Annotated in this window: 17 protein-coding genes; 16 read left to right on the top strand and 1 reads right to left on the bottom strand. The window is 49.3% G+C overall.

The features are described from left to right. The first annotated feature begins 7 nt into the window (after positions 1-7). The 9 genes from dnaK (at position 8) to BM415_RS13210 (ending at position 8,472) form a co-directional block, all read left to right on the top strand. Complete coding sequence (gene dnaK / locus BM415_RS13250) at positions 8-1,852, top strand: molecular chaperone DnaK (protein ID WP_091158650.1); 1,845 nt, start codon at positions 8-10, stop codon at positions 1,850-1,852. A 138-nt stretch (positions 1,853-1,990) separates the two neighbouring features. Next, positions 1,991-3,112, top strand: a complete 1,122-nt coding sequence (gene dnaJ, locus BM415_RS13245) for a molecular chaperone DnaJ (protein ID WP_091158649.1) — start codon at positions 1,991-1,993, stop codon at positions 3,110-3,112. A 163-nt stretch (positions 3,113-3,275) separates the two neighbouring features. Further along, entirely contained in the window at positions 3,276-3,638 is a 363-nt protein-coding gene (locus BM415_RS13240) for a hypothetical protein (RefSeq protein WP_091158647.1), read from the top strand. Positions 3,639-3,663: 25 nt separating this feature from the next. Continuing rightward, positions 3,664-3,855, top strand: coding sequence for a YfhD family protein (locus tag BM415_RS13235; protein ID WP_091158646.1), 192 nt, complete (start codon positions 3,664-3,666; stop codon positions 3,853-3,855). 199 nt (positions 3,856-4,054) lie between these two features. Next, positions 4,055-5,017, top strand: a complete 963-nt coding sequence (gene prmA / locus BM415_RS13230) for a 50S ribosomal protein L11 methyltransferase (RefSeq protein WP_091158644.1) — start codon at positions 4,055-4,057, stop codon at positions 5,015-5,017. 3 nt (positions 5,018-5,020) lie between these two features. Continuing rightward, entirely contained in the window at positions 5,021-5,698 is a 678-nt protein-coding gene (locus BM415_RS13225; protein WP_091158642.1) for a site-2 protease family protein, read from the top strand. Positions 5,699-5,801: 103 nt separating this feature from the next. Further along, positions 5,802-6,566: an RsmE family RNA methyltransferase gene (locus BM415_RS13220; protein ID WP_091158641.1), complete on the top strand. Its 765-nt coding sequence runs from the start codon at positions 5,802-5,804 to the stop codon at positions 6,564-6,566. Positions 6,567-6,568: 2 nt separating this feature from the next. Then, positions 6,569-7,909, top strand: coding sequence for a tRNA (N(6)-L-threonylcarbamoyladenosine(37)-C(2))-methylthiotransferase MtaB (gene mtaB, locus BM415_RS13215; RefSeq protein ID WP_091158639.1), 1,341 nt, complete (start codon positions 6,569-6,571; stop codon positions 7,907-7,909). A gap of 131 nt (positions 7,910-8,040) precedes the next feature. After that, positions 8,041-8,472 carry an NUDIX hydrolase gene (locus BM415_RS13210; RefSeq protein ID WP_091158638.1) on the top strand — a complete coding sequence of 144 codons (432 nt, stop codon included), beginning with the start codon at positions 8,041-8,043 and terminating at the stop codon, positions 8,470-8,472. Positions 8,473-8,527: 55 nt separating this feature from the next. Here BM415_RS13210 and BM415_RS13205 read toward each other — a convergent pair whose 3' ends face one another. Continuing rightward, positions 8,528-9,496, bottom strand: a complete 969-nt coding sequence (locus BM415_RS13205; protein ID WP_091158636.1) for a Na/Pi cotransporter family protein — start codon at positions 9,494-9,496, stop codon at positions 8,528-8,530. A gap of 129 nt (positions 9,497-9,625) precedes the next feature. On the opposite strand from BM415_RS13205, the gene BM415_RS13200 reads away from it, so the two are divergent. The 7 genes from BM415_RS13200 (at position 9,626) to BM415_RS13165 (ending at position 24,959) form a co-directional block, all read left to right on the top strand. Then, positions 9,626-11,008, top strand: a complete 1,383-nt coding sequence (locus BM415_RS13200) for a class I SAM-dependent rRNA methyltransferase (RefSeq protein WP_091158635.1) — start codon at positions 9,626-9,628, stop codon at positions 11,006-11,008. 394 nt (positions 11,009-11,402) lie between these two features. Then, the gene (addB, locus tag BM415_RS13190; protein WP_091158632.1) at positions 11,403-14,909 is read left to right on the top strand and encodes a helicase-exonuclease AddAB subunit AddB; all 3,507 of its coding nucleotides are present in this window, start codon (positions 11,403-11,405) and stop codon (positions 14,907-14,909) included. Next, complete coding sequence (gene addA / locus BM415_RS13185) at positions 14,906-19,075, top strand: helicase-exonuclease AddAB subunit AddA (RefSeq protein ID WP_091158630.1); 4,170 nt, start codon at positions 14,906-14,908, stop codon at positions 19,073-19,075. The genes addB and addA overlap by 4 nt, the downstream gene beginning before the upstream one ends. A 31-nt stretch (positions 19,076-19,106) precedes the next feature. After that, positions 19,107-20,294, top strand: coding sequence for an exonuclease SbcCD subunit D (locus BM415_RS13180; protein WP_091158629.1), 1,188 nt, complete (start codon positions 19,107-19,109; stop codon positions 20,292-20,294). After that, on the top strand, positions 20,291-23,725 hold the full coding sequence (locus BM415_RS13175) for an AAA family ATPase (RefSeq protein ID WP_091158627.1): 3,435 nt from the start codon (positions 20,291-20,293) through the stop codon (positions 23,723-23,725). The genes BM415_RS13180 and BM415_RS13175 overlap by 4 nt, the downstream gene beginning before the upstream one ends. Before the next feature lie 157 nt (positions 23,726-23,882). Continuing rightward, positions 23,883-24,212, top strand: coding sequence for a hypothetical protein (locus BM415_RS13170; protein WP_091158626.1), 330 nt, complete (start codon positions 23,883-23,885; stop codon positions 24,210-24,212). Positions 24,213-24,599: 387 nt separating this feature from the next. Next, positions 24,600-24,959, top strand: coding sequence for a histidine triad nucleotide-binding protein (locus BM415_RS13165; protein ID WP_091158624.1), 360 nt, complete (start codon positions 24,600-24,602; stop codon positions 24,957-24,959). Positions 24,960-25,026 lie beyond the last annotated feature (67 nt).

Raw genomic sequence — 25,026 nt, 5'->3', positions numbered from 1 at the left:
ATTTTCCATGAGTAAAGTTATCGGTATCGACCTTGGTACTACAAACTCTTGCGTTGCCGTAATGGAAGGCGGCGAAGCAGTGGTTATTCCGAATCCGGAAGGTGCGCGTACAACCCCTTCCGTAGTCGGCTTCAAAAAAGACGGTGAGCGCATCGTAGGTGAAACAGCAAAACGCCAAGCAATTACTAACCCTGACCGCACCATTATTTCTATTAAACGTCATATGGGTACGAACCACAAAGAAAACATTGATGGCAAGGATTATTCTGCTCAAGAAATTTCAGCAATGATTCTGCAAAAGCTGAAATCCGATGCAGAGGCTTATCTCGGACAAACCGTAACTCAAGCGGTTATTACAGTTCCGGCTTACTTCAATGACAGTCAGCGTCAAGCAACGAAGGATGCTGGTAAAATTGCAGGCCTTGAAGTGCTGCGTATCGTCAACGAGCCGACGGCAGCAGCTCTCGCTTACGGTCTTGAGAAATCCGAAGATCAAACAATCCTCGTGTATGACCTTGGGGGCGGTACTTTCGACGTATCCATCCTTGAGCTTGGCGACGGCTTCTTCGAAGTAAAAGCTACAAGCGGGGACAACAGCCTCGGTGGAGACGATTTTGACCAAGTCATTATCGATTACCTTGTAAATGAATTCAAGAAAGAGCAAGGCATTGACCTTAGCAAAGACAAAGCTGCTGTTCAGCGTCTGAAAGATGCAGCGGAAAAAGCGAAAAAAGAATTGTCCGGCGTACTGACGACGACGATCTCTCTTCCGTTTATCACTGTTGCTGACGGCGTGCCTCAGCACTTGGAAGTAAACTTAACTCGTGCTAAATTTGAAGAGATCTCTGCTCAGCTGGTAGAGCGCACACTGGGTCCTACTCGCCAAGCGCTTAGCGATGCAGGTATGACTGCTAACGATATCGACAAGATCGTTCTGGTCGGCGGTTCTACTCGTATTCCTGCCGTTCAGGAAGCGATTAAGAAATTGACTGGCAAAGAACCACATAAGGGCGTTAACCCGGATGAAGTGGTAGCACTGGGTGCTGCAGTTCAAGCCGGTGTCCTTACTGGTGACGTTAAAGACGTCGTTCTTCTTGATGTAACGCCATTGTCCCTGGGTATTGAAACTGCAGGCGGCGTATTCACGAAGATGATCGATCGCAATACAACGATTCCTACAAGCAAGTCTCAAGTATTCTCTACTTACGCGGATAATCAGCCTAGCGTTGAAATCCATGTACTGCAAGGGGAGCGCGAGATGGCTGCGGGCAACAAAACACTCGGACGTTTCATGCTTGGTGATATTCCTCCAGCTCCACGCGGCGTACCGCAAATCGAAGTTACATTTGACATCGATGCGAACGGTATCGTTAACGTATCTGCAACGGATAAAGGAACAAACAAATCCCAAAAAATCACGATTACTTCTTCAAGCGGTTTGAGCGAAGACGAGATCGAGAAAATGATGAAGGATGCAGAGCTGCATGCGGAGGAAGACAAGAAACGCAAAGAGCTTGTTGAAGTAAGAAATGCAGCTGACCAGCTGATCTACACTGTGGATAAGACGGTTAAGGATCTTGGCGACAAAGTAGATGCAGGTGAAGTAGAGAAAGCGAATGCTGCAAAAGAAAAATTGCAAAAAACGCTGGAATCTGACAACGTGGAAGACATCAAGGCTGCTACGGAAGAGCTTACCGAAATCGTTCAACAGCTGTCTGTCAAACTGTATGAGCAGGCTGCACAAGATGCACAGGCACAAGGCGGAGACGCAGCAGGTGCAAGTGCAGGCGGACGCGATAACGTCGTAGATGCAGATTACGAAGTGGTTGACGAGGACAAAAAAGATAAATAATCCTTTATAAGGATGACAGGAAGTTATAAGCCTTACAAGTGACAAGCATGGGAAGGTCAGAGCCGGAGTTCTTCGCGCTTTGATCCTTCCTTTTGTCACGTATATGCGGTATTGTTATAAAGTTATGGGGGTGGAAGAGTGGCAGATAAGCGCGATTATTATGAGGTGCTTGGTGTTGGCAAAAGTGCCGGCGATGATGAAATCAAGAAGGCTTACCGTAAGCTTGCACGGCAGTATCATCCGGACGTTAACAAAGAAGCAGATGCTGAAGCCAAATTTAAAGAGGTTAAAGAGGCTTATGACGTTCTGAGTGATGAACAGAAGCGTGCCCGCTATGATCAATATGGTCATGTGGATCCGAACCAAGGAATGGGCGGCGGCTTTGGCGGTCAGGATTTTGGTGGCTTCGGCGACATTTTCGATATGTTCTTCGGCGGTGGCGGAGGTCGGCGCGATCCCAATGCTCCGCAGCGGGGGAATGACCTTCAATATACGATGACGATTGAATTCAAGGAAGCGGTATTTGGCAAAGAGACGGATATTACTATTCCTCGCACAGAGAGCTGTGATACGTGCCATGGTTCAGGAGCGAAACCAGGAACTCATCCGGAAACCTGTTCTGTCTGCCGTGGCAGCGGGCAAGAAGAAGTGGTGCAGAACACCCCGTTTGGCCGTATGGTTAACCGTCGTGCCTGCTCCAACTGTGGTGGTTCAGGCAAGTCCATCAAGGATAAGTGCAGAACTTGTCAAGGAAGCGGTAAAGTCCGTAAACAGCGCAAGATCAATGTTCGGATTCCTGCAGGAGTGGACGATGGTGCACAGCTGCGTATGAGCGGTGAAGGCGAAGGGGGACTTCGCGGGGGACCTTCAGGGGACCTGTTCATTGTTATCCGTGTGAAATCTCACGATTTCTTTGACCGGGAAGGCAATGATATTTATTGTGAAGTGCCGCTTAATTTTGCACAAGCAGCACTCGGTGATGAGATTGAGATCCCAACGCTTCGTGAGAAAGTGAAGCTCAAAATCCCGGCGGGTACCCAGACAGGAACCTATTTCCGTCTAAAAGGCAAAGGTGTTCCTCATTTGAGAGGCTCTGGTCAGGGAGATCAGCATGTTAAAGTGGTCGTTGTTACACCGACCAAATTAAACGATGAGCAGAAGGATCTGCTTCGGGAATTTGCCGCTCTCGGCGGAGAACAGATGGATGAGCACGAGCAATCGTTCTTTGATCGGGTTAAACGTGCATTTAGAGGTGACTGATCTATGCAAGAAGGGCTGTCCATGGTTCATGGGCAGTCCTTTTTTTGCGTGGTCATCTGAATAGCTGTCATCCATTTGCGGCATTCTATGTTAAGGCTCGAAGAGCAGCCTGGAGCTGCATCGATTTCATTAAATGAGAAGTGACTAAAGGCGGTGTTTTCTTATGGATAAGAACATCCTTGCTTATTTCAATTCCCCGGAGCAGGCACAGAAGGTTGCAGCCAAGCTGGGCAGCTTGAAGCTCGAGAGTATTTCGATCGATCGTTTCAGCCGCTATCCAGGCGAAGGAAGCAATGAGCCAATATTAAACAGTGCAATGGACAGTTTATCCTCTGCGACGTTACATGGTTCCTTTACAAGTGCATCCTCTGGAATACTGGCAGCTGCCGACCCATCTGCCAGCGGTATGAGTGATGGAGGCGCAGGAGGGCCGACAGGCAAGGACATTCTGCTGACTGTCGTTGTGGATGAATCCGTGCATCATGAGGCGCTGCGGATCATTGAGGAATCCGGTGGTCTAATTTAATTCAGAAACCGAGGAGGAATATAGAATGTCTTCTAACCGCAGAAAAGATAGAGTATTAAAAAAATCGGAGAAGATCAGTGAGCTCGCTTCAGCAAAGAATGAGGATGTTGAATTCAGCAGTGCAGAGGCTGATCAAGAGGATATTGAAGCGCTTCGCCGTAGTGAGGCGGCAGATGAGCGGCAGACGAGAAAGCTGGATGATTACAGATATGAGTAAATACAAGGAAGCATCGGAGTCCCGGGTAGAGGGCGCCGATGCTTTTTTGCACGGTTTTGGTTGGAGGGGCACTATATTATCAGTGGAATATGGAAATAACTGTGGAGAAATAAGGATGGGAGTTCTCTCGTTCTTTGTGCTCACTATTGTTTGTATAGTACAATAGAGGGTATGAATACAGGGGAGGAAACAGCAAATTATGATATGGAATGAAATAACAATACATACAACGGAAATAGCGCAAGAGATGATCTCGAACTTCTTGCATGAAGCGGGTGCGGGCGGAGTAGCTATCGAAGAATCAGGTACACAGGACAAGATCAGAACGACAAAGTATGGGGAATGGTACGAATACCCTCTAAATGATATTCCTAAGGGCGAAGCCGTTATCCAGGGCTATTTTGCGGATACGACGGATATGGATGCCGTGATTGCTGAGATTAAGCCGCGAATCAAGGAGCTTGCAAGTTATGGAATTGATGCAGGCAAGGCCGAAATTACGGTGAAGCAAGTGGATGAAGAGAGCTGGGCTACGGCTTGGAAGCAGTACTTTAAGCCGCTTAGAGTATCTGAGACGCTGACGATCAAACCGACTTGGGAAGAGTATACACCAGAAAGCGCAACGGAGAAATTGATCGAAATTGATCCCGGGATGGCATTTGGTACAGGAACGCATCCAACTACCTCTCTATGCCTTCGTACGCTGGAAAAATATGTTCAGGGCGGCGAAGAGGTCATTGATGTAGGAACAGGCTCGGGTATTCTGGCCATCGGCGCCATGAAGCTTGGGGCAAAGCACGTGCTTGCACTTGATCTTGATCCTGTAGCGGTGTCTAGCGCGCGGGAGAATAGTGCTCTAAATGGGCTTACTAATCATATTACGGTATACGAGAGTGATCTTCTGTCCATTTTGGACAAGCAGGACGGTTCCCTTGGTGTCACAATGCCAGTTCAAATCGTTGTCGCGAATATTTTGGCAGAGGTCATCCTTCTCTTTATTAATGATGTTTATGAAGCACTTCAGCCGGGCGGCCTGTATATTGCTTCAGGCATCTGGAAGAACAAAGAGGAAGTTGTCCTTACAGCACTGCGAGAAGCAGGTTTCGAAATTATGGATATTCAACGCGACGAAGACTGGCTAGCGATTGTTTCGAGGAAATAAGGGATGAGTATGGATCAATTTTTCTTTTATCCATTAGACCAGCTGCCCTTTTTTATTCTGACGATTCTTATTGCGTTTACAGTGCATGAGTTTGCTCATGCTTACTTCGCCAATAAATTCGGTGATCCCACCGCGAAAATGCTGGGAAGAATGACCTTGAATCCGGCGGTGCATTTCGACTTCTTCGGCCTGCTACTGCTGGTGATCGCCGGCTTTGGCTGGGCAAGGCCGATTCCGGTAAACCGGGATAATTTTGATCGCAGACGGATGATGAGCGTGGTTGTCTCTGCGGCAGGGCCTGTAAGCAACCTGGTGCTCGCACTGATCGGAACGATTACTTATGCAGCCATGATCCAGCTCGGAGTCATGGACTCTATTGAGAATCAGCGTGTTGTATTTGCGATCTCGACATTCTTTTCTATTTTTAATGTAACGAACTTTTTCTTATTCTTCTTCAATCTCGTTCCTCTGCCTCCACTTGATGGATACCGAATCGTAGAGGAGCTTGTGCCGACTCGTATTCGGATCAAGCTGCAGTCACTTGAGCAATGGTCAATCCTTATATTTCTAATTATCGTCATTACTCCGCTGAACCGGTGGACAATAACTCCTCTTTATGAATTGTCCATGAGCTGGTACATAGGTATAGCCCAGATGGTGATGACCTTGCTTGGCGGCTAGTCAGAGACGGTAAAAAGTTGTAAGATGTTATGTGGTTATTTTCTATTTAAAAGAAGTGTAGTTCTGAGAATGATAGTTGGTTAAGCAGGGGGCATATCGATCCATGCAGCGTTATTTTATTGAACAGGATCAATTCGACGGACAGACAGCCATTATTCATGGAGATGATGCTCGTCATATTACCAAGGTGATGCGGGGCAAGACTGGGGATAAGCTCATTGTGAGTGACGGAGTTTCCCGTGAGGCTATGGTCCAGATCACACACATAGAAGCTTCGCAGGTGCAGGCAGAGGTCGTGGAGTGGCTTCCTATGGATCACGAACCGCGAGTATCGGTAAGCATTGCACAAAGTTTGCCGAAGGGCGACAAAATGGAGCTTGTTATTCAAAAATGTACGGAAATCGGTGCGGTCGGTTTTATTCCTTTTTTATCCGAACGTACCATTGTCCAATATGACGCTAAAAAAGAGGGGAAACGACTGGAGCGGTGGCGCAAAATAGCGAAGGAAGCTGCTGAACAGAGTCATCGCAATCGCATTCCGGCCGTATATGAATCGAGGTCATGGAAAGAGCTGCTAGCTTCTTTTGATAGTTATGATCTCGTTTGCTATTGCTATGAGAAAGAAGACGGCTTGCAGCTGAGAGATGTAATTAAGCCATTAGCAGCCGGATTGTCTGCGGATGAGAGTGCCTCTGTACTTGTTGTTGTGGGTCCGGAAGGTGGATTTACAACAGGGGAGGTACAGGCGGCTGAGACCGCAGGGGCGAGATCCGTCGGTCTTGGCAAACGTATTCTTCGTGCCGAAACAGCAGGCATGGTCGCTTTGACTTGTATTTTATATGAAACTGATGAAATGGGAGGAATGTAATTATGCCATCCGTGGCGTTTTACACCTTGGGATGTAAAGTAAACTTCTACGATACAGAAGCCATTTGGCAGCAATTTAAAGAACAAGGATATGAGCAGGTGGACTTTGATTCACAGACCGCTGATGTGTACCTGATCAACACCTGTACCGTTACGAATACAGGAGACAAGAAGAGCCGTCAAATTATACGGCGTGCAGTTCGCAAGAATCCGGATGCGATCGTTGCAGTAACCGGCTGCTATGCACAGACTTCACCGGCAGAAATTATGGACATTCCTGGTGTCGATCTCGTTGTAGGTAATCAGGATCGGGACAAGATCATTCCTTTTGTCAATCAGATCAAAGAGACACGCGAGCCGGTAAATGCGGTACGCAATATAATGAAGAATCGCGTATTTGAAGAGATGGATGTACCTGACTTTGCCGATCGGACGCGTGCCTTTCTTAAAATTCAGGACGGGTGTAACAATTTTTGTACCTTCTGTATTATTCCATGGGCGCGCGGACTGTCTCGCAGCCGTGATTCGAAGAGCATTATTACTCAAGCGCATCAGCTGGTCGAGGCAGGTTACAAGGAGATTGTCCTGACCGGAATACATACCGGCGGCTACGGCGATGATCTTGATAACTATGACTTGTCGAGTCTTCTGTGGGATCTGGATAAAGTGGATGGATTAGAGAGAATTCGCATCAGCTCCATTGAAGCAAGCCAAATTGATGAACGGATGCTGGATGTGTTGAACCGTTCCTCGAAGATGTGCCGTCACTTCCATATTCCGCTTCAAGCAGGAGATGATACGGTTCTTAAGCGGATGCGCCGCAAGTATACGACCGAGCAGTTCTATAATAAAATGGGACTGATCCGTCAAGCAATGCCGGATGTGGCCATTACAACCGATGTGATTGTCGGCTTCCCTGGGGAAACGCATGAGATGTACCGAAATGGCTATGACCTTATGAAAGCCATTAATTTCTCAGAGATGCATGTCTTCCCTTATTCCAAGCGGACCGGGACTCCAGCAGCACGCATGGAGGATCAAGTCGATGATGAAGTGAAGAACGAGCGTGTAACAGAGCTCCTAGCGTTGTCAGATCAAATGAAGCTCAGCTATGCTGAGAAATTTGCTGGACAAGTTCTGGAGGTTATACCTGAAGGCAGAGGAGATCGAGCAGAGGGCCATCTTCATGGGTATAGCGATAATTATATCCAGCTTGAATTTGAAGGCGCCGATCATCTCGTTGGTGAGGTATGCCGTGTGAAGATGACGAAGGCCGGACTTCACGCGAGTGAAGGACAGCTTGTTCGGGTGATGGAGAATGGGCCACAAAAAGCTGCCCTCTAAGTTAATACGGACAGTATAGGATCACGGAGACGAACAAGGATTTCGTTTTCTTTTGGAGGGGTATTGGTTAAGGTTCCCTGAGGAAAGAATTCGGAATCCTTGTTGTTAGAGGGAGAGGTGCTAAGTTTCAGATGGCAAGAAAAGAGATTTCCGCCGGCGGCGTCGTATTCCGGCATATGGGTGATGAGCTTCAGGTTCAGCTTATTACGGACCGCTATGCTAGAATATCTCTTCCAAAAGGCAAGATGGAGCCGGGTGAAACGGTTGAACAAACGGCGCTTCGTGAAATTGAAGAGGAAACAGGTCTTAAGGGAAGAATTGTTGCACCTGTGGACATTATAAAATATACCTATTATCATGCTGTACACGGCAAAGTAAATAAAGAAGTGCATTACTATCTGGTTGAAGCTGTAGGCGGGAAGCACAGAGCACAGATCGAAGAAATTAAAGCGGTCGAATGGTATTCTCCCCTTGAGGCATGGAGTAGACAACAGCATCAAGGCTACGATAACAACGATAGGATACTGCGAAGAGCCCTAAGGCAGCTCGGGATTCAAGTTTAGATCTAAATTTGCAATTCAGTTTCTACGAAGAGAAGCGGTTTAACTTTAACTCTGATTAAGGCTCCAGCCGCTTCCAAATTTTAAGATAGCATAACGGGAGAGCCAGTAAGGAACAGACGATATTAAAAATGGTCTGCGCATGTGCGATTTGTGCGCCTGGTTCGGTTGTGAACAAGGCAGCCGCCTGATAGAGCAATGAGATAAGCGGGGCGAACAGCAGAGCTCCTGCAACATTAAGGATAATGTGGGACCATGCTACGAATTGACCTGCCTTGCTGCCTCCTATGGCGGCCATCCAAGCGGTAACACAGGTACCGACATTAGAGCCGAGTACAATGGCGATCCCGATTTCGGGAGGCAGGGCGCCGGTGGCAGCAAGGCTGATGGCCATGCCGATAACCGCAGCACTGCTGTGCACAATCGCAGTCAGGCATGCCCCAGCAGCCATGCCCCACCATACACTGTGGCTGGCTTGCTGAACAAACCAGGGGAATACCCCGCCTTGCTCTAAGGCGGGCCCGATACGCTGCATCATGAGGATGCCGAGCATAACCATGGAGAATCCGGCTCCCGCGAAACTGATATATCCTGCCGTATGAACGGCCTTCGAATGCCGGCTGTGCATGACATATTTTAATTCCCCGAGCATGACACAGACGATCCAGCAGCTGATGAAGAAGAGCAGCATGGGAACTGAGTATTTGCCAATCTTCAGACTGAGCAGCTCTGTGGTTACCGTAGTCCCCACATTGCTGCCCAGAATGATGCCGAGGGTGCGGGCATACCCTAGCAAATTCGCATTTACGAGGCCGATGGTCAGTACGGTGACCGCTGTGCTGCTCTGCAGCACAGCGGTCATTCCTGTGCTGAACAGCATGCCTTTTAACGGGGTTGCGGTGGCCCGATTCAGCGAGCTTAATAGCAGCGGGCCACTGAGTTTATAGAGTGAGGCCTCCATCAGCTTCATGCCCAGGAAGAAAATGATTAATCCATATATTAGAGGGAACACGATAGAATGTAACATGATATTACAAGGACACCTTCTCTCTCTTCCATGACTTGTCTACTGTTCATCTTATGTTAGTGAAGGGACAACCATGACTTTCATGTGAGAGACCAGATTACTTGATTATAAAAAGGAGTTGTAAGCATTTTGGCATCGGTTATTCTTACAAAGAGCCGTAAAAAAAGAGTGGAGCAGGGACATCCTTGGATCTACAAAAATGAGATTGAGTCGGTAGAAGGAAATGCGGAACCAGGGCAACTGGTGGAGGTAAAGAATCATCAAGGCCGTTATTTGGCAACCGGATACTATAATCCGGCTTCCCAAATTACCGTTCGAGTCGTTTCCTATGAACCGGTCACGACAATGGACAAAGCCTTTTTTGTTCGCAAATTTGATCAAGCTCTGCGGCATCGTGTCCGCTTTGTTACTGGCGGAGATGCTTACCGTCTAATCTACGGAGAGGCAGATTTTGTTCCTGGGCTAGTTGTGGATCGATTCGGCGATGTGCTTGTCGTTCAGATACTGACTCTGGGTATGGATCTGTGCCGTGAGGCAATTGTCGAGGCTTTGGTCGAAGTTGTACAGCCCAAGGGCATCTATGAGCGAAGCGATGTCAGTGTAAGGGAACTCGAGGGGCTTGATCAAGTCAAAGGACTGCTATATGGAGAATGTCCAAGACATGTAACGGTGACGGAAAACGGACTTAAAATAAAGGTTGATATAGAGCAGGGACAAAAGACGGGCTATTTCTTCGATCAGCGGGAGAACCGGGCAGCGATAGAACCGCTGATGACAGGCTGGGGCGGCAGAAGTGGAATTACGATCCAAGAGGTGGAGCAAGACGGTGTGAAGACGCTCGCTCCGATCAACAAGAGTGGTAAAGTGGTAACCTTCCCTTATTGGGATGGTGCAAATGTACTGGAGTGCTTCTCCCATACAGGCAGCTTTACACTAAATGCCTGCAAGTTTGGAGCTAAGCGGGTGACCTGTCTTGACATTTCGGAGCACGCGATTGAAAGTGCCAGGGATAATGTGAAGCTGAACGGCTTTGAGGACCGTGTTGAATTTGTAATTGATGATGCTTTTCAATATCTGAGAAATCAGGTTAAAGGCTTGGAGGAACGTGCTGCAAGGGCAAAAGGAGACAAGAAGGTAGATACCTCGCTTGCCATGACGGCCGGAGGTGGACGTACCTTTGATGTTGTCATCCTGGATCCTCCTGCTTTTGCCAAGACAAGAGGGGCAGTTAAAGGAGCTGTTCGCGGCTACAAGGATATCAATCTGCACGGCATGAAGCTCGTTAATGAAGGCGGTTATCTTGTAACGGCAAGCTGTTCGTACCATATGCGTCCCGATTTGTTCCTTGAAACGATTCAGGATGCTGCAGCCGATGCAGGGAAAGTACTAAGGCTCGTAGATTGGCGCGCTGCCGGTAAAGACCATCCTCAAATTTTGGGTGTGGAAGAGGGGCATTATTTGAAATTTGCCATCTTCGAGGTTCGATCAAAAACGCCATCCGGTATAAATTAAGCTAAGACCAGCTGCAGCATGAAGCATCCGTATTCTCTTTGAAGAAAGAGTGTGCGGATGCTTTTTTACTATACGTATGTTGATGGAGCGATGATTAATTGGATGCTGGTAGAAGATTGCAAGCTTGATTGTATTGGAAGAATTTTAGCATGGTTTGACTTACTGGAATTACCAAACGCATGTTCCTGTAGAATGAGATATGTTATACTTGTGCTTAGACTCTATAAGGTTTTTTGTTTCATTTATTTTGAAATTTATAAGTTGTATATCTTAGTTATATTGGTCATTTACAAGCCTCTGTTGATCTTTTTAGGAGGAAAAGTCTGACTTCAAATACATACATGTCAGTATGCTGATGATGTAGTTCGAGAATTAAAAGGGAGGAATTCAATAAATGCCGCTTCATATGATGATTGGACGAGCCGGTAGTGGAAAAAGCACGGCTATTATCAATCAAATTACAGCCCAGCTTCGTGAGAACCCTGCAGGTAGCCCTATAATTCTTATCGTTCCGGAACAGGCATCCTTCCAGGCAGAAACCGAAATGATTCGTTCTCATGGCGTGAATGGCTCCGTCCGGGCCCAAGTGCTTGATTTTCGCAGGCTCAGCTTGAGAGTGATGCAGGAAACAGGAGGATCTGCACTCATTCCAATTCGGGCAGAAGGCAAGAAAATGCTGCTCTACAAAATAATGCAGAAGCGCAAGGATGAGCTTAAGATTTTTTCTGCATCGGGTACACAAATGGGATTTGCCCATCAATTGAGTTCTCTGTATGCGGAAATGAAGCGATACGGAACCCAGGAACAATCTTTGAAGGAAGAGCTTGAGCGAGTGAGAGAGGTGCCCGGAGCAGGTACAATTCTGCACCACAAGATGCATGATATTTTGACTGTATACCAGGACTTCGAGGAAGAAGTATCGAGACTATATATGGATGAAGAAGATACACTGGACAAATTGGCAGACAGAATTCCTTCCTCGGAATATGTGAGGCAGGCTGACGTTTGGATTGACGGCTTCCGCAGCTTTACGCCACAGGAGCTCACCGTCATCAGACAATTGCTGTTGAACGCGAGCTCCGTGACCATATCGCTCACCCTGGACAAGCCTTATGATGCATTGCATATGCCGAATGAAATGAACTTGTTCTATTCTGCAGGTATGTCTTATGTCAAGTTAAAAGGGATCGCTGAAGATACAGCAGCGGGATTTAGTACAACTCATTTATCTCCGGCGCTCTCACCTCGTTATGCTTCTTCGGCGCTTGCGCATTTGGAAGCTGGCTTCGAGGCTCGTCGCGTCCTTATGAAGGATGCAGGTCATGAAGGGATTAATATTTTCGCAGCCGAGAACAGCAGAGCTGAGGTCGAAGGAGTGCTGCGAGAAATCAGACGTTTGGCAAGAGAAGAAGGGGTTCGTTACCGGGATATGGCAGTCCTTGTCCGAAATCTGGGCGATTATGGGCATATTGTTGCACCCTTGTTCAAGGATTACGAAGTGCCCTACTTCCTGGATGAGCGCAGGGATGAGCTGCATCATCCGCTTGCCGAGTTTATAAGGTCGGCCCTGGATGTCGTCAATAGACGATGGAAGTATGAGGATGTATTCCGCGCGGTGAAGACGGATCTGCTGCTGCCGCTGGATGGGACCGTAAGTCGATACGACATGGATATGCTGGAGAACTACGTGCTGGCGACCGGAATTTCCGGCTACAGATGGACAGATGGCAAGCCGTGGAAGGGAGTGCCGAGTTTGTCCCTCGAAGAAGATGAACCAACCGGTTCTGAACGTAATCGCAGCAGGTTCCTGCAATTAATGGAGAATTGTCGTGAAACGATAGTGTCTCCATTGTATACCTTTGAGAAGAGATTCAAAAAAGCAAAGAACGCGAAGGAGCAATGTATCGCTCTATTCAAGCTGCTGGAGGATGCAGATATTGCCCGTAAGCTGGATGCGCTGAGCAGCAAGGCGCTTGAGGAAGGAAGTCCTGAGCAGGCGCGCGAGCATCGCGGGATATGGACCGCCGTTCTGGATTTGCTGGATCAAGTCGTTGAAATGATGGGCACCGAGCATTTGGATGCCGAGCTGTTTGCAGGGGTTGTAGAGACTGGACTAGCCGAGCTGAAGCTGGGATTGATTCCTCCGGCACTGGATCAAGTGCTTATAGGAAGTCTGGATCGATCGAGAACAGGAAAGGTCAGTCATGTATTTATCCTGGGCGCAACAGACGGCGCCATGCCTCAAATCCAGCAGGAGGAAGGGGTTCTAACCGCTTCTGAAAGAGCTGTTCTTACGGACTATGGCATGCAGCTCGGGCCAGACGTGACACGTAAAATGCTGGATGAACGCTTCTTAATATATGCTGCCTTCACCCAGGCCAGCCACAGACTATGGATCAGCTATCCTCTTGCAGATGAAGACGGCAAGTCGCTCCATCCTTCAGAAATGATTCGCCATTTGAAGCGGATGTTTCCTGGGCTGGAGGAGCGCTTGCTCCTCTCTCGGCCAGAACAAGCCCCCGATTGGAAGGAGCAGGCAAGTTTCCTGCTTCGTCCTGAACTGACGATGTCCTATCTGATTGGCGAGCTTCGGGAATGGCGCAGAGGAAAGAACATTGAGGAGTCCTGGTGGGAAGTATATAACTGGTACCTCACACATCCGGAAATGCAGCTTCGACTTGAACGAATGCTCGAATCCGTGTTCTATAAGAACCGTACCCGCAATCTTACGAAGGAAACGAGCTTCAAGCTGTATGGAACACAGCTCAAGACCAGCGTTTCCCGTATGGAACGCTTTGCGTTATGTCCTTTCTCTCATTTTGTTTCGTTCGGGCTGAAGCTGAAAGAGAGACAAGTATATCGTCTTAAGGCGCCAGATATCGGGCAGCTGTTCCATGCGGCTCTAAGCAAAATGGCGATGAAGCTGAAGGAGCAGAACTTAAGCTGGGCTAATCTCAGCCGTGAAGAGTGCGTTTCCTATGCAGAGGAAACGGTCGATGTATTAGCGCCTCAGCTGCAAGGTGAAATTTTGCTGAGTACACAGCGTTATGGATATATTTATCGCAAGCTCAAAAACATCGTAAGCCGTGCTTCCATTATATTGGGCGAGCAGTCCAGAAGGGGCAGCTTTGAGCCGCTGGCGCTGGAGCTGGATTTTGGTCCAGACAAGCCGCTGCCGCCGCTGTCATTTACACTGGATAACGGCGTTGTGATGCAAATTGTCGGCCGAATTGACCGGGTAGATGTAGCCGAAGGAGAAGATGGCGAAATATTACTTCGGGTTATTGACTATAAATCCAGCCAGACCGATCTGAAGCTGCATGAGGTGTTTTATGGTCTGTCGCTGCAGATGCTCACTTATCTGGATGTACTGCTGACTTACGCGGAGGAGTGGATCGGAGCAGAGGCTCATCCTGCGGGCGTGCTCTATTTTCATGTGCATAATCCTCTCCTTCAATCTGCCAATGGCATGGGAGCCGAACAAGCCGAACAGGAGCTGCTTAAGCGTTTTAAGATGAAGGGACTACTGCTCGCTGATCGTGAAGTTATCGGGAAGATGGATACCTCCCTGGAAAAAGGATACTCCTCAATCCTTCCGGTAGCTGTGAAGACGGATGGTGGATTCTACAGCAGCTCGTCTGTCGCGACAGAGGAACAGTGGGACATGCTGCTGAGCTCCGTACGCGGAACGATTCAAGATATTGGAACACGGATAACAAATGGAGATGTATCAATATCTCCTTATCGCATGCAGCAGCAAAGTGCATGTACGTTTTGTCCATTAAAATCGGTATGCCAGTTTGATGAGAGCATGCCAGGCAGTGAATACAATTTACTCAAGAGACCGGGCAAGAACCAGGCTTGGGATTTATTTAACAGGGAAGGAGGAGAACCGGTATGAACATGATTCCAAAGCCGGAAGGAAGCTTCTGGAGCGACGATCAGTGGAAGGCGATTGCTTCTTCCGGAGAAGACATGCTCGTGGCTGCTGCCGCGGGCTCAGGTAAGACCGCTGTGCTTGTCGAGCGGATCATTCGTAAAATATCAGATCCTGAAGCAGGGTACAGCGTGGACCGGCTGCTGATTGCGACGTTTACCAAGGCAGCGGCGTCTGAGATGCGGGAGAGGATTCGTGATGCATTGGAAACGGCGCTTGAGCAGAGTCCAGGCAGCGAGCATCTTGCCAGACAGCTGACTCTGCTTGGTAGAGCACCGATTACCACACTCCATTCCTTCTGTATGGAGATCATTCGGAGATATTATCAGCTGATTCCCTTGGATCCAACATTTCGAATTTTGAACGAATACGAAGCAGAGCTTATGCGTCAGGAGCTGCTGATGGAACTATTTGAAGAAAAGTACGGAGAAGAAGGGGAAGGAAGCGATTTTCGCAGGCTTGTTGATTGGTTCAGCGGAGAACGAAGCGATGATGCCATGTATGGACTTGTCCAAAGACTGTATGATTTTGCCCGCAGTCATTCATGGCCCGAACACTGGCTGTCGGAGATGGCAGCCGCGTTTGAGGTTCGGTCATTGGAAGAGCTGAGCAAGACGGAGTGGGTCGCAAGCATTATGAGAGATGCGGAGCTGGCTCTGGGCGGAGCGTCAGATCAGCTCAAGCAGGCGCTTGATATTGCACAGGAGCCAGAGGGACCGGCAGCTTACGCCGAGACCTTTACCGAGGATTTGGAGATGGTAGAGCGGCTATTAAACCACGTTCGAAACGGATCATGGTCAGAATTATATGATGTGTTTAGCAGCTCCGCCTTCGGGAAGCTCAAATCGGTGCGTAAAGGTCAGGCTGATCCGGGTCTTCAGGAGAGGGCGAAGGATCTGAGAGAATCGGTGAAGAAGACCGTGACCGAGCTGAAATCGGTCATGTTCGGCAGAACACCAGAGCAATTTCTTAGCGAACTATCGAAGATAGCGCCACTTATGAAAAAGCTTGCCGAGATCGTCATCTTATTCGGCGAACGATTCACTCGAGAAAAACAAGCAAAAGGAGTCGTTGATTTCAGTGATCTGGAGCATTATGCGCTCCGGATCCTGCGTCATGTGGATTCAACTCCGGAGCAATCGTACCCTTCTGATGCAGCTATGGAATACAGACAGCAGTTTGACGAAGTGCTTCTGGATGAATATCAGGATACCAATACGGTTCAGGAGGATATTGTCAGCCTCATTTCCCGTGAGAATCCTGGGAATAGGTTCATGGTCGGTGATGTCAAGCAGAGCATATACCGCTTTCGTCTGGCAGAACCAGGCTTGTTCTTGGATAAATACAGAAGGTATGACCATGACGGAGGTAGGGAAGGTCTGCGAATTGATCTGGCACGCAATTTCAGAAGCCGCAAGGAAGTAGTCGATGCAGTCAATATGCTGTTCAGGCAGATTATGAATGCCGGTGTAGCTGAGATTGAATACGATGATGCAGCCGCACTGTCCTTTGGCGCCTCGTTTCCAGAGACATCCGAATCGGCAGAAGATTATACACCAGAGCTTGTACTCATTGATCGTGCTGGAACAGGCTCCTCGGAAGACGCTGAGGCAATAGAAGGCGAGCTGGCAGATGCATCTGAACAGGTTGAACAGCTGGAGATGGAAACGGCGGAGCTGGAGGCTTCCTATATTGCCGCTCGGATTCACCAGATGGTCGGCAGCTCGGGAGAAGCTACGCAAATCTATGACAAGCATACCAAGCTCATGAGACCCGCGAAGTACGGAGATATCGTTATCTTACTGCGATCAGCCAGAATATGGACACCTCTCATGATGGAAGTGCTGAAACGGGAAGGAATTCCCGTAACCGGTGATCAGAGCAAGGGCTTCTTTGAAGCTACGGAAGTAGAAATCATGCTGTCACTTCTGCAAATCGTAGATAATCCCCAGCAGGATATTCCGCTGGCTTCCGTTCTTCGATCTCCTATTGTAGGGCTGGATGAAGAGGAGCTTGCTCTGGTTCGTCTGTCCGGTAAAAATATGTCATTCTACGATGCAATGATGAAGACCATTACAGATGCAGGCAATTCGGCCGGTACGTCGTCTACAGTCTATTCGGATCCTGACATCAGTGAGAGCAGTGAACGGCAAGCAGCACAGCTGGAAATGGAGTTCGCTCTCAGAGAGGCTAGTGCAGCGACAGAGACGATAGATGATACAGAAGATCGTATTGAAGATCTTACAGATGGATTTATTGCAGAACCATCACCAGAACGATTAGTAAACGAACTGTCAGCTGCTTTGCAGGATACAACTAAGGCTGGGGAAGAGATTCAAGATCATCCTCTGCATGGAGGTGAGCCTGCGGCTAGTGAAGCGCTAGTAAGTAAGCTTCGGGAGTTTAGCGGGTGGCTTGAGCAATGGCGGCATGATGCACGTAATGGAAGCTTGAGCGAGCTGATCTGGAGGATCTACCAAGACACAGGTTATCTAGACTGGGTCGTGGGTCTTCCAGGCGGAACGCAGCGCAGCCGCAATCTACAGGCGCTATATGATCGGGCCAAGCAATACGAGAACTCGACTTCCCATCGGGGCTTGTTCCGTTTTCTTACGTTCATTGCCAGGCTGAAGGACCATGGCGGTGATCTCGGTACGGTCAGTGGTACGGGGGATACAGATCAAGCCGTGCGCATTATGACGATCCATCGAAGCAAAGGTCTCGAGTTTCCGATCGTGTTTGTAGCAGGGATGTCCAAAATGTTCAATCAGCAAGATTTGAACTCTCCCTTCATGATGCATAAGGAGCTTGGCTTTGGTCCGAGATTCATTGATGAAGCCCATCGGGTCGGTTATCCGACACTTGCCAATCTGGCGATCCGCCGTCGTGCGCATGCTGAACTGCTGGCTGAGGAGATGCGAGTGCTGTACGTTGCGCTGACTCGTCCCAAGGAAAAGATGATTCTTATCGGTACAGTCAAGGATGCAGCTGCCCGGGCACTTGCCTGGTCCCAGATCAAGGATCTCTCAACCATGCTGCTGCCGGAAACCCTTCTTGCTTCAGGAAGAAGCTATATGGACTGGTTAGGCCCGGCCTTATTCCGTCATCCAGACGGGGAGCCGCTTCGGGAAATGGCTGGAATGGAGAATGTGGGCAGTATGCCTCACCGGATCTTCAGTGATGATCCGTCGCGTTGGATCGTTTCTATCACGCCTAGCTATGCGGTTCAAGGCTTAAGCAGTGGAGTTCTCCCTGATGAAGAAGGAATAGATGAGGAACGGATGCATCGCAAAACCGCACTTATGGAGCGCAGACCTGTGTTGTCCAAGCTGGAAGAGAAGGTCGAAACAGCTCAGATGATTAATCATGTTCTCTCATGGACGTATCCATATATGGCAGCAGCGAAGACACCAGCCAGCACGTCTGTTACCGAGATGAAGGCACTGCTGGCAGCACAGGATCGTCCTTCGCTGGAGTGGATGGACGAAATGGAGCTCTACGGTGCTCGCCCAGAGTCCAGAGAAACACTCCATCTGCGGCGGCCGAAATTTATGAGCGAGACCCTGCTCACACCTACCGAAAGAGGTACGGTGTATCACACCATTATGCAGCATATGCCGATGTTGACAGGGATGAGTCTTGATCTGATTAAGGAGACGATCGGAAGATTGATTGAGATGAATATTCTGTTGCCCCATCAAGCAGAGGCCGTTGAGCCTGAACAAATACTCAGGTTCTACGAGAGTGAGCCCGGACTACAGCTGACAAGAGCAGCATGGATCAGAAGGGAGATGCCGTTCAGCTACGGACTTCCCGCGGATGAGACGGATGAAGGTTTGTTCATGCCTATCTCACATGAGAAGGACTGGAGGCTGCAGAGCGAGCTCAGTCAGGAAACGGTATTGATTCGTGGTATCGTTGACTGTTTGTATGAGGTGGATGGCAAGCGTGTGCTGCTGGACTATAAGACAGACAAGGTGCTTGAGCATAGGGGCGGGGTTGCACAGCTGGCGGATGGCTACCGTTTTCAGCTTGATCTCTATGCAAGAGCGTTAAAAGATATTTTGGATTACGAAATTGATGAAAAATGGCTTTATTTCTTTGATGCGGATACGGCAGTGAAGCTCTAGAAATGCGGCGTAAAGGAGTGAGAGATACAATATGCGGATATTGCATACGGGGGATTGGCATTTCGGTAAGATGCTGGAAGGCAGAGGCAGGCTTAAAGAGCAGGAGGCGTTTGTAGACGAGCTGGTCACTCTTGCGGATGATCAGCAGGCGGACGTCATACTAATGGCGGGAGATGTGTATGATTCCGTCAATCCGCCGGCGGCTGCAGAGCAGCTGTTCTACGATGCCTGTGCCCGTCTTACGTCAGGAGGAAGACCTCTCGTGGTCATTGCGGGGAACCACGATCAGCCGGAGCGTGTCGCTTCGGTCTCTCCTTTGGTAAACAATAGAGGCATTACGCTGGTTGGCTTGCCAACATCCGAGATTATAACGGTTAATGCCGCGAGAACGGGGGAAGTCGCAAAAGTCGCGGCACTCCCTTATCCTTCTGAGTCAAGGTTAAACGAGCTGCTCACAGATGACGCTGAAGAGCAAGGCATGCGTAAGGCATATAGTGAACGTGTCGGCGAACTGATGCGGCATCTGGGCCGTTCATTTCGGCAGGACACTGTTAATTTGGCAATGAGTCACATCTATGTCCTGGGCGGCCTTGAATCCGACTCGGAAAGACCCATTCAGGTAGGCGGAGCTTACACGGTGGATCCTTCAGCACTTGCCATAGGCGCGCAGTATACTGCGCTCGGACACTTACACCGGCCGCAAGCGGTCAAGGGTGAAGGGATGATACGTTACAGCGGATCTCCGCTCGCCTACAGCTTCTCTGAATCCGGACAGACCAAATCCGTTGTCATGGTTGATGTTGCTCCCGGAGGCATGCCCTCAGCTAGAGAGGTTTATCTGAGTAGCGGCAAGCCACTTGTACGATGGAAGGCCCAGGAAGGGCTCGCACAAGTGTATCAATGGCTGGAGGAGGGCAGAGACGCGAATGCCTATATCGATCTGGAGATTTCTCTGAGTGAGGCGATGTCTCTCGGAGAGATTCAAAAGCTTCGCAAGGCGCGAGAGGGAATTATCCATATCCGTCCGGTATACCCGGAAATGCTGACTGAGGAGCTGCGTGCAGCTCGTTCTGAGCTGCCTGTGCATGAGGTGTTCCGCCGATTTTACCAGCGCCAAACCGGGGGAGCAGTACCCGATGACAGTCTGGTTCGATTGTTTCTCGAACTGGTCAATGAGGAGGAGTTGTCAGCGGAAGGTGAAGAGGGGGCTGTGTCATGAGACCTGTCAAATTGAAGCTGTCTGGTTTGCAGAGCTACCGTGAAGCACAGGAAATTGACTTCAGGACATTAACGGAAACAGGGCTGTTTGGAATTTTTGGCCCGACGGGAAGTGGTAAATCTACCATTCTCGATGCGATCACTCTTGCTATGTACGGTAAAGTGGAACGAGCCGTGAACGGAACACAGGGGATTATGAATCAGGCGGAGGACACGCTATATGTTTCCTTCAGCTTTGAACTGCAATCAGAGAAGGGTGTACAGCATTTTCGTGTGGACAGAAGGTTCAAGCGAACGGGTGAAGTATCGATCAGCAATACGGTGAGCCGTTTTGTTGCCGTTACGGAAGAAGGCGAGGAAGTACTGGCAGACAAGCTTGCGGAGGTCAATCGAGCTGTAGAAGAGATGATTGGTCTGAAAATGGATGATTTCACAAGGGCTGTAGTTCTTCCTCAGGGCAAGTTTGCGGAATTTCTATCCCTTAAAGGAGCGGAGCGCAGGCAAATGCTGCAGCGGCTGTTTCATCTGGAGAAGTATGGAGATCAGCTTGCGATCAAGCTGAGCCGCAAGGTGAAAGAGAACGACAGTGCACTGAAAGCGCTGGAAGCGGAGCAGCAAGGACTGGGTCTTGCGAGCAAGGAGGCCTTGGAAGAGGTGCAGAGCAAGCTCAGTGAATCAGTATTAGTGGCCGAGAATGCCCGGAAGCAGCTTGAGGAGCTGACAGCAGCAGCTGAAGGCATGGCAAAAATAAGAGAGCAAATGCTGGAGCGCAGTAAATATCGGCAGCTTCTAGATGGAATGATCCAGCAGCAAGCTCACATTACAGAGCTTGAGAAGCAGCTTGAATTGTCATCCAAAGCGGCAGGTCTCATTCCAATCCTGGAGGAGCTTGAGAAGATACAGACTGAATCCGTTAAACGTCAAGCAGCTGCGGAAGCGGCTAAGGTACAGCTTGATCAGTGGGAGCAGGCCGCATTGGACTGTTCACAAGTAGAGCACCAAGCTGCGAGAGTCTTGACTGAGGAAGAGCCTAAGCTGCTTGTTCGGCTGGAGCAGCTTGAACAAGCACGGGAGCTGGAGCGGGAAACAGATGCGGCAAAGAAAGCTTTAGCCAAGCTTGAGCAGCAGAGAAATGCTGAAGAGGTTCTATATGAACAAACCCATCAGGCATTTGTGAAAGAACAAGACCTTCATGCACGCGGACAGCAGAGACGAAAGGAACTGCAGGACGGTCTTGCATCCTGTGAAGTGAAAGCACAGGAAAGAAAGGAAGTATCGGGGGCCGTATCCGGGAAGCATAAGCTCGATACGGCTGCCGAGAGGCTGAATGAATCGCGTAAGCAAGCCCAGCAGGTCGATCTCAAGCTGACCAGAGCAAAGGAAGAGCAGGAACAGACGACTTCTGAGGAAGTGAGGCTCGCTGAAGAGCAAGCGCAGCTGGCTATCCGGCTGCGAGAGGCTCAAGAGGCGCTTGCTCTCAGCGGACATCAGCTTGATCGGGAGCTTGAGCAGCTAGGTAGGTTTGAAGAACGTTTGCGGAATGAACTGAAAGAGAATGAGCGAAGGGATCTGTCGGCACGTCTGGCAGCTGAGCTGACAGACGGTGTGCCATGCTCTGTCTGCGGTTCGGTGCATCACCCGAACCCGCAGGAGCTTGTTCACGAGCCGGGCGATGCTCGTGAAGAGGACCTCGCGCAGCTGCGCGTCATCTCGGCAGAGCTCTACGAGCTCCGCCTCGGCCTGCGCGAGCAGCTGCATGAGCTGCGCGGACTTCTCGCGCAGCAAGACCCAGGGACCGCGGACGTGCACGCGGTCCATGCCCCGCAGGCGGAAGCCGCGCCTGCGGCAGAGATCGCCGCAGCTGAGCTTGCTGCTGCGGCGCCGGATGCGGTGGTGCGCGATTATGCTGCGCGCACCCGCACTTACCGCGAGGCGGCGGATCGCTTCGCCGCCTCCCTGACTGCGCTGCGCACGGAAGCCGCGCAGCAGGAGACGCGCGCTGCCTCGGCGCGGCAGCGCAAATGGCTGGCGCAAGCGGCATATGACGCTTGCATCAGCCAGCAGGCGGAGGCAGCAGCACGCATCGAGCTGCACACCGCCGAGTACGAGGCCATTCGCGCAGATTGGGCGCGTGAATGGCCTGGCATCGCACCGGAGGAAGCGATGCAGAGGTACGAATCGCTTCAGGAGAGGGATGCTGCAGCGGAGGAGATCAAGCTCAGACTGGATAAGAGCGTATCCTTCCTTGAAGAGAAAGCATCCACCATGAACGAGCTTCAGCAGCAACTGGCCTCCATTGATAAACGAAGAGTACAGCTCAAGGCCGAATGGCAAGGCAAGAAGGAGCTGCTGCTGGAACGGGAAGCGCGTCTACGCCATTTGGTGCAGGAAGAACGCGTAGAGTCTCTTCTAGAGGCTGCTGCATCAAGGCTGTCTGACATCCGTGAGGCTGCGAGGTCCGCCAAATCTGCGCTCGTCGCAGCAGAGCTGAAGAAGCAGGAGGCGATGAAGCAGGCAGTCATGTCAAGGCAGGCAGCGGACTCCATTCAGGACCAGCTGGCAGTTATATCGAAGAAGTACGAAACAGAGCTTGGCGGTTCACCATTTACAGAAGGCAGGGAAGTAAGAGCAGCTTATATGCTTCCCGATGCGGTTCAAAAAACAGAAGATACCGTTCAGGAGTTTCGTGAACGGGAGAAAGAACTAACTTTACGGCTGAAAGATCTGGAGCATAAGCTGCAAGGTAGCATGCTGACAGAAGAAGAATGGCTGTCCATGAGTGAGCAGCTGCGCGGTGCCAAAGCACAGGATGAAGAAGCGATGCGGGTAAAAGCCAGAGCAGAGCGGGATCTTGAGGATATTACACGTCGTCATACGCGCTGGATGGAGCTTGAAGCAGGGCGCAGCGAGCTGAATCAGTATGGCGAGCAGCTGTCCAAGCTGCAATCGGTATTCCGGGGTAATACATTCGTGGAATATGTTGCCGAAGAACAGCTCATACAGGTCTGCAGAGATGCGTCAGCAAGGCTGCGCTATTTGACCAAACAGCGTTATGCGCTTGAAGTGGATTCAGGCGGTGGCTTTGTCATTGTTGATGATGCAAATGGCGGAGTGAAGCGTCCGGTATCCACTTTGTCTGGAGGCGAGACGTTCCTGACTTCTCTGTCCTTAGCGCTAGCACTGTCAGCACAGATCCAGCTCCGCGGACAATATCCGCTCCAATTCTTTTTCCTCGATGAAGGGTTTGGAACGCTTGACTCCGAGCTGCTTGATACGGTTATTACGTCTCTGGAGAAGCTTCACAATGATCAGCTTGCCGTCGGCGTCATCAGTCACGTACCTGAGCTTCGGGCGAGACTAGCGAGGAAGCTGATTGTTATTCCGGCGGAGGAGGCCGGCAGCGGATCCAAAGTGGCTATTGAACAGCTGTAATCTGATTCCATTAATAAATTTCAACTTTTTGATAAGTTATGGGATGGATTCATCTATGTAAAATGTTCATTTTTCTCCTTAAAATCAGTGACAATTCGCCCAGCTCTGAATATGTTGTGGGTATGAGTCCAATGTCTTAAGGAGGAGCGTTAATCACATGGAGAAACAAGATAAGAAGAAAATGTGTTCCGATCATCTATATCGTTATGTGTCGGTATGGATGGAGGATGGATCTGTACATGATGGCATCGTGGAAAGTGTAGACGATGAAAATGTATATTTGGCCGTACCGATGACCTGCGATACTTATCAGCAAGCACCTGTTCATGGAATGAATGCTTATTGTGGATGCATGCCTTCCCCGTGCGGCGATTATAGAGGTTTTTTTCCATACGGTGGATTTGGTTATGGCAGACGCCGCCGCTTTAATCGGCTGATTCTTCCTCTGTTCGCACTCTCAGCCATTTCCTTACTGCCTTTTTACTAAAAATCTCACTATTCGATCTAACTTGCATATAGTCATTGAAATACCCTCTTGCTTAAGCAGGGGGTATTTCTTAGTAGGAAGAGACGAATATTTTCAGGATAAAATTTGAGTATTTCGTTAAAGTAGTCTGTTGAATCTTATTATTAAAACTAGATATAGGTTCTACATTATGGAGTCTACAAGCTTGTTGCTAACTATTCTTGAAACGGGAGACATGAACTTGTATGATAAACTTGTCTGTTCGATAGAATGGACTAAAGATCTCATGGTTTCGATCCCGCAAGCTCAGCTTATATCGAATATTCACTGATAGTTTCTTTAGTTCAATCTGGTCGGATACATAAGGATTTTGGTTGTCCAATTCAATCCTATTTGGAGGTTACAATTATGGACTGTTTGTTTTGTAAAATTGTTGAAGGAACAATTCCGTCAAATAAAGTGCTGGAGAATGAGCAGGTTGTTGTGTTCCATGACATCCAGCCTGCAGCACCGACACATGTACTCGTGATTCCGAAGAAGCATATCGCTTCAATCAATGAGGTGGAAGGGGAAGACTTTGCTCTGATCGGGGAGATACATAAGGCAGCTCAAGAAGCGGCTAGACAGCTGGGTATCGCTGAATCGGGATATCGCCTTATCAACAATTGTGGCAAGGATGGTGAACAGACGGTTCATCACCTTCATTACCATGTTCTCGGCGGTGCACGTCTCGGAGCTCTTACGGGTATTTCCAAATCTCACAGCTGAGTTTGCTATCGGTAGCCCCCCTTTCATTAATACTATAAGTTGCTGTAATCGAGAGTCCATGAAGCTC

The sequence above is a fragment of the Paenibacillus sp. 453mf genome (genome assembly GCF_900116105.1).
Taxonomy (GTDB): Bacteria; Bacillota; Bacilli; order Paenibacillales; family Paenibacillaceae; genus Paenibacillus; species Paenibacillus provencensis.
This window is presented reverse-complemented; position numbering and strand designations above follow the sequence as displayed.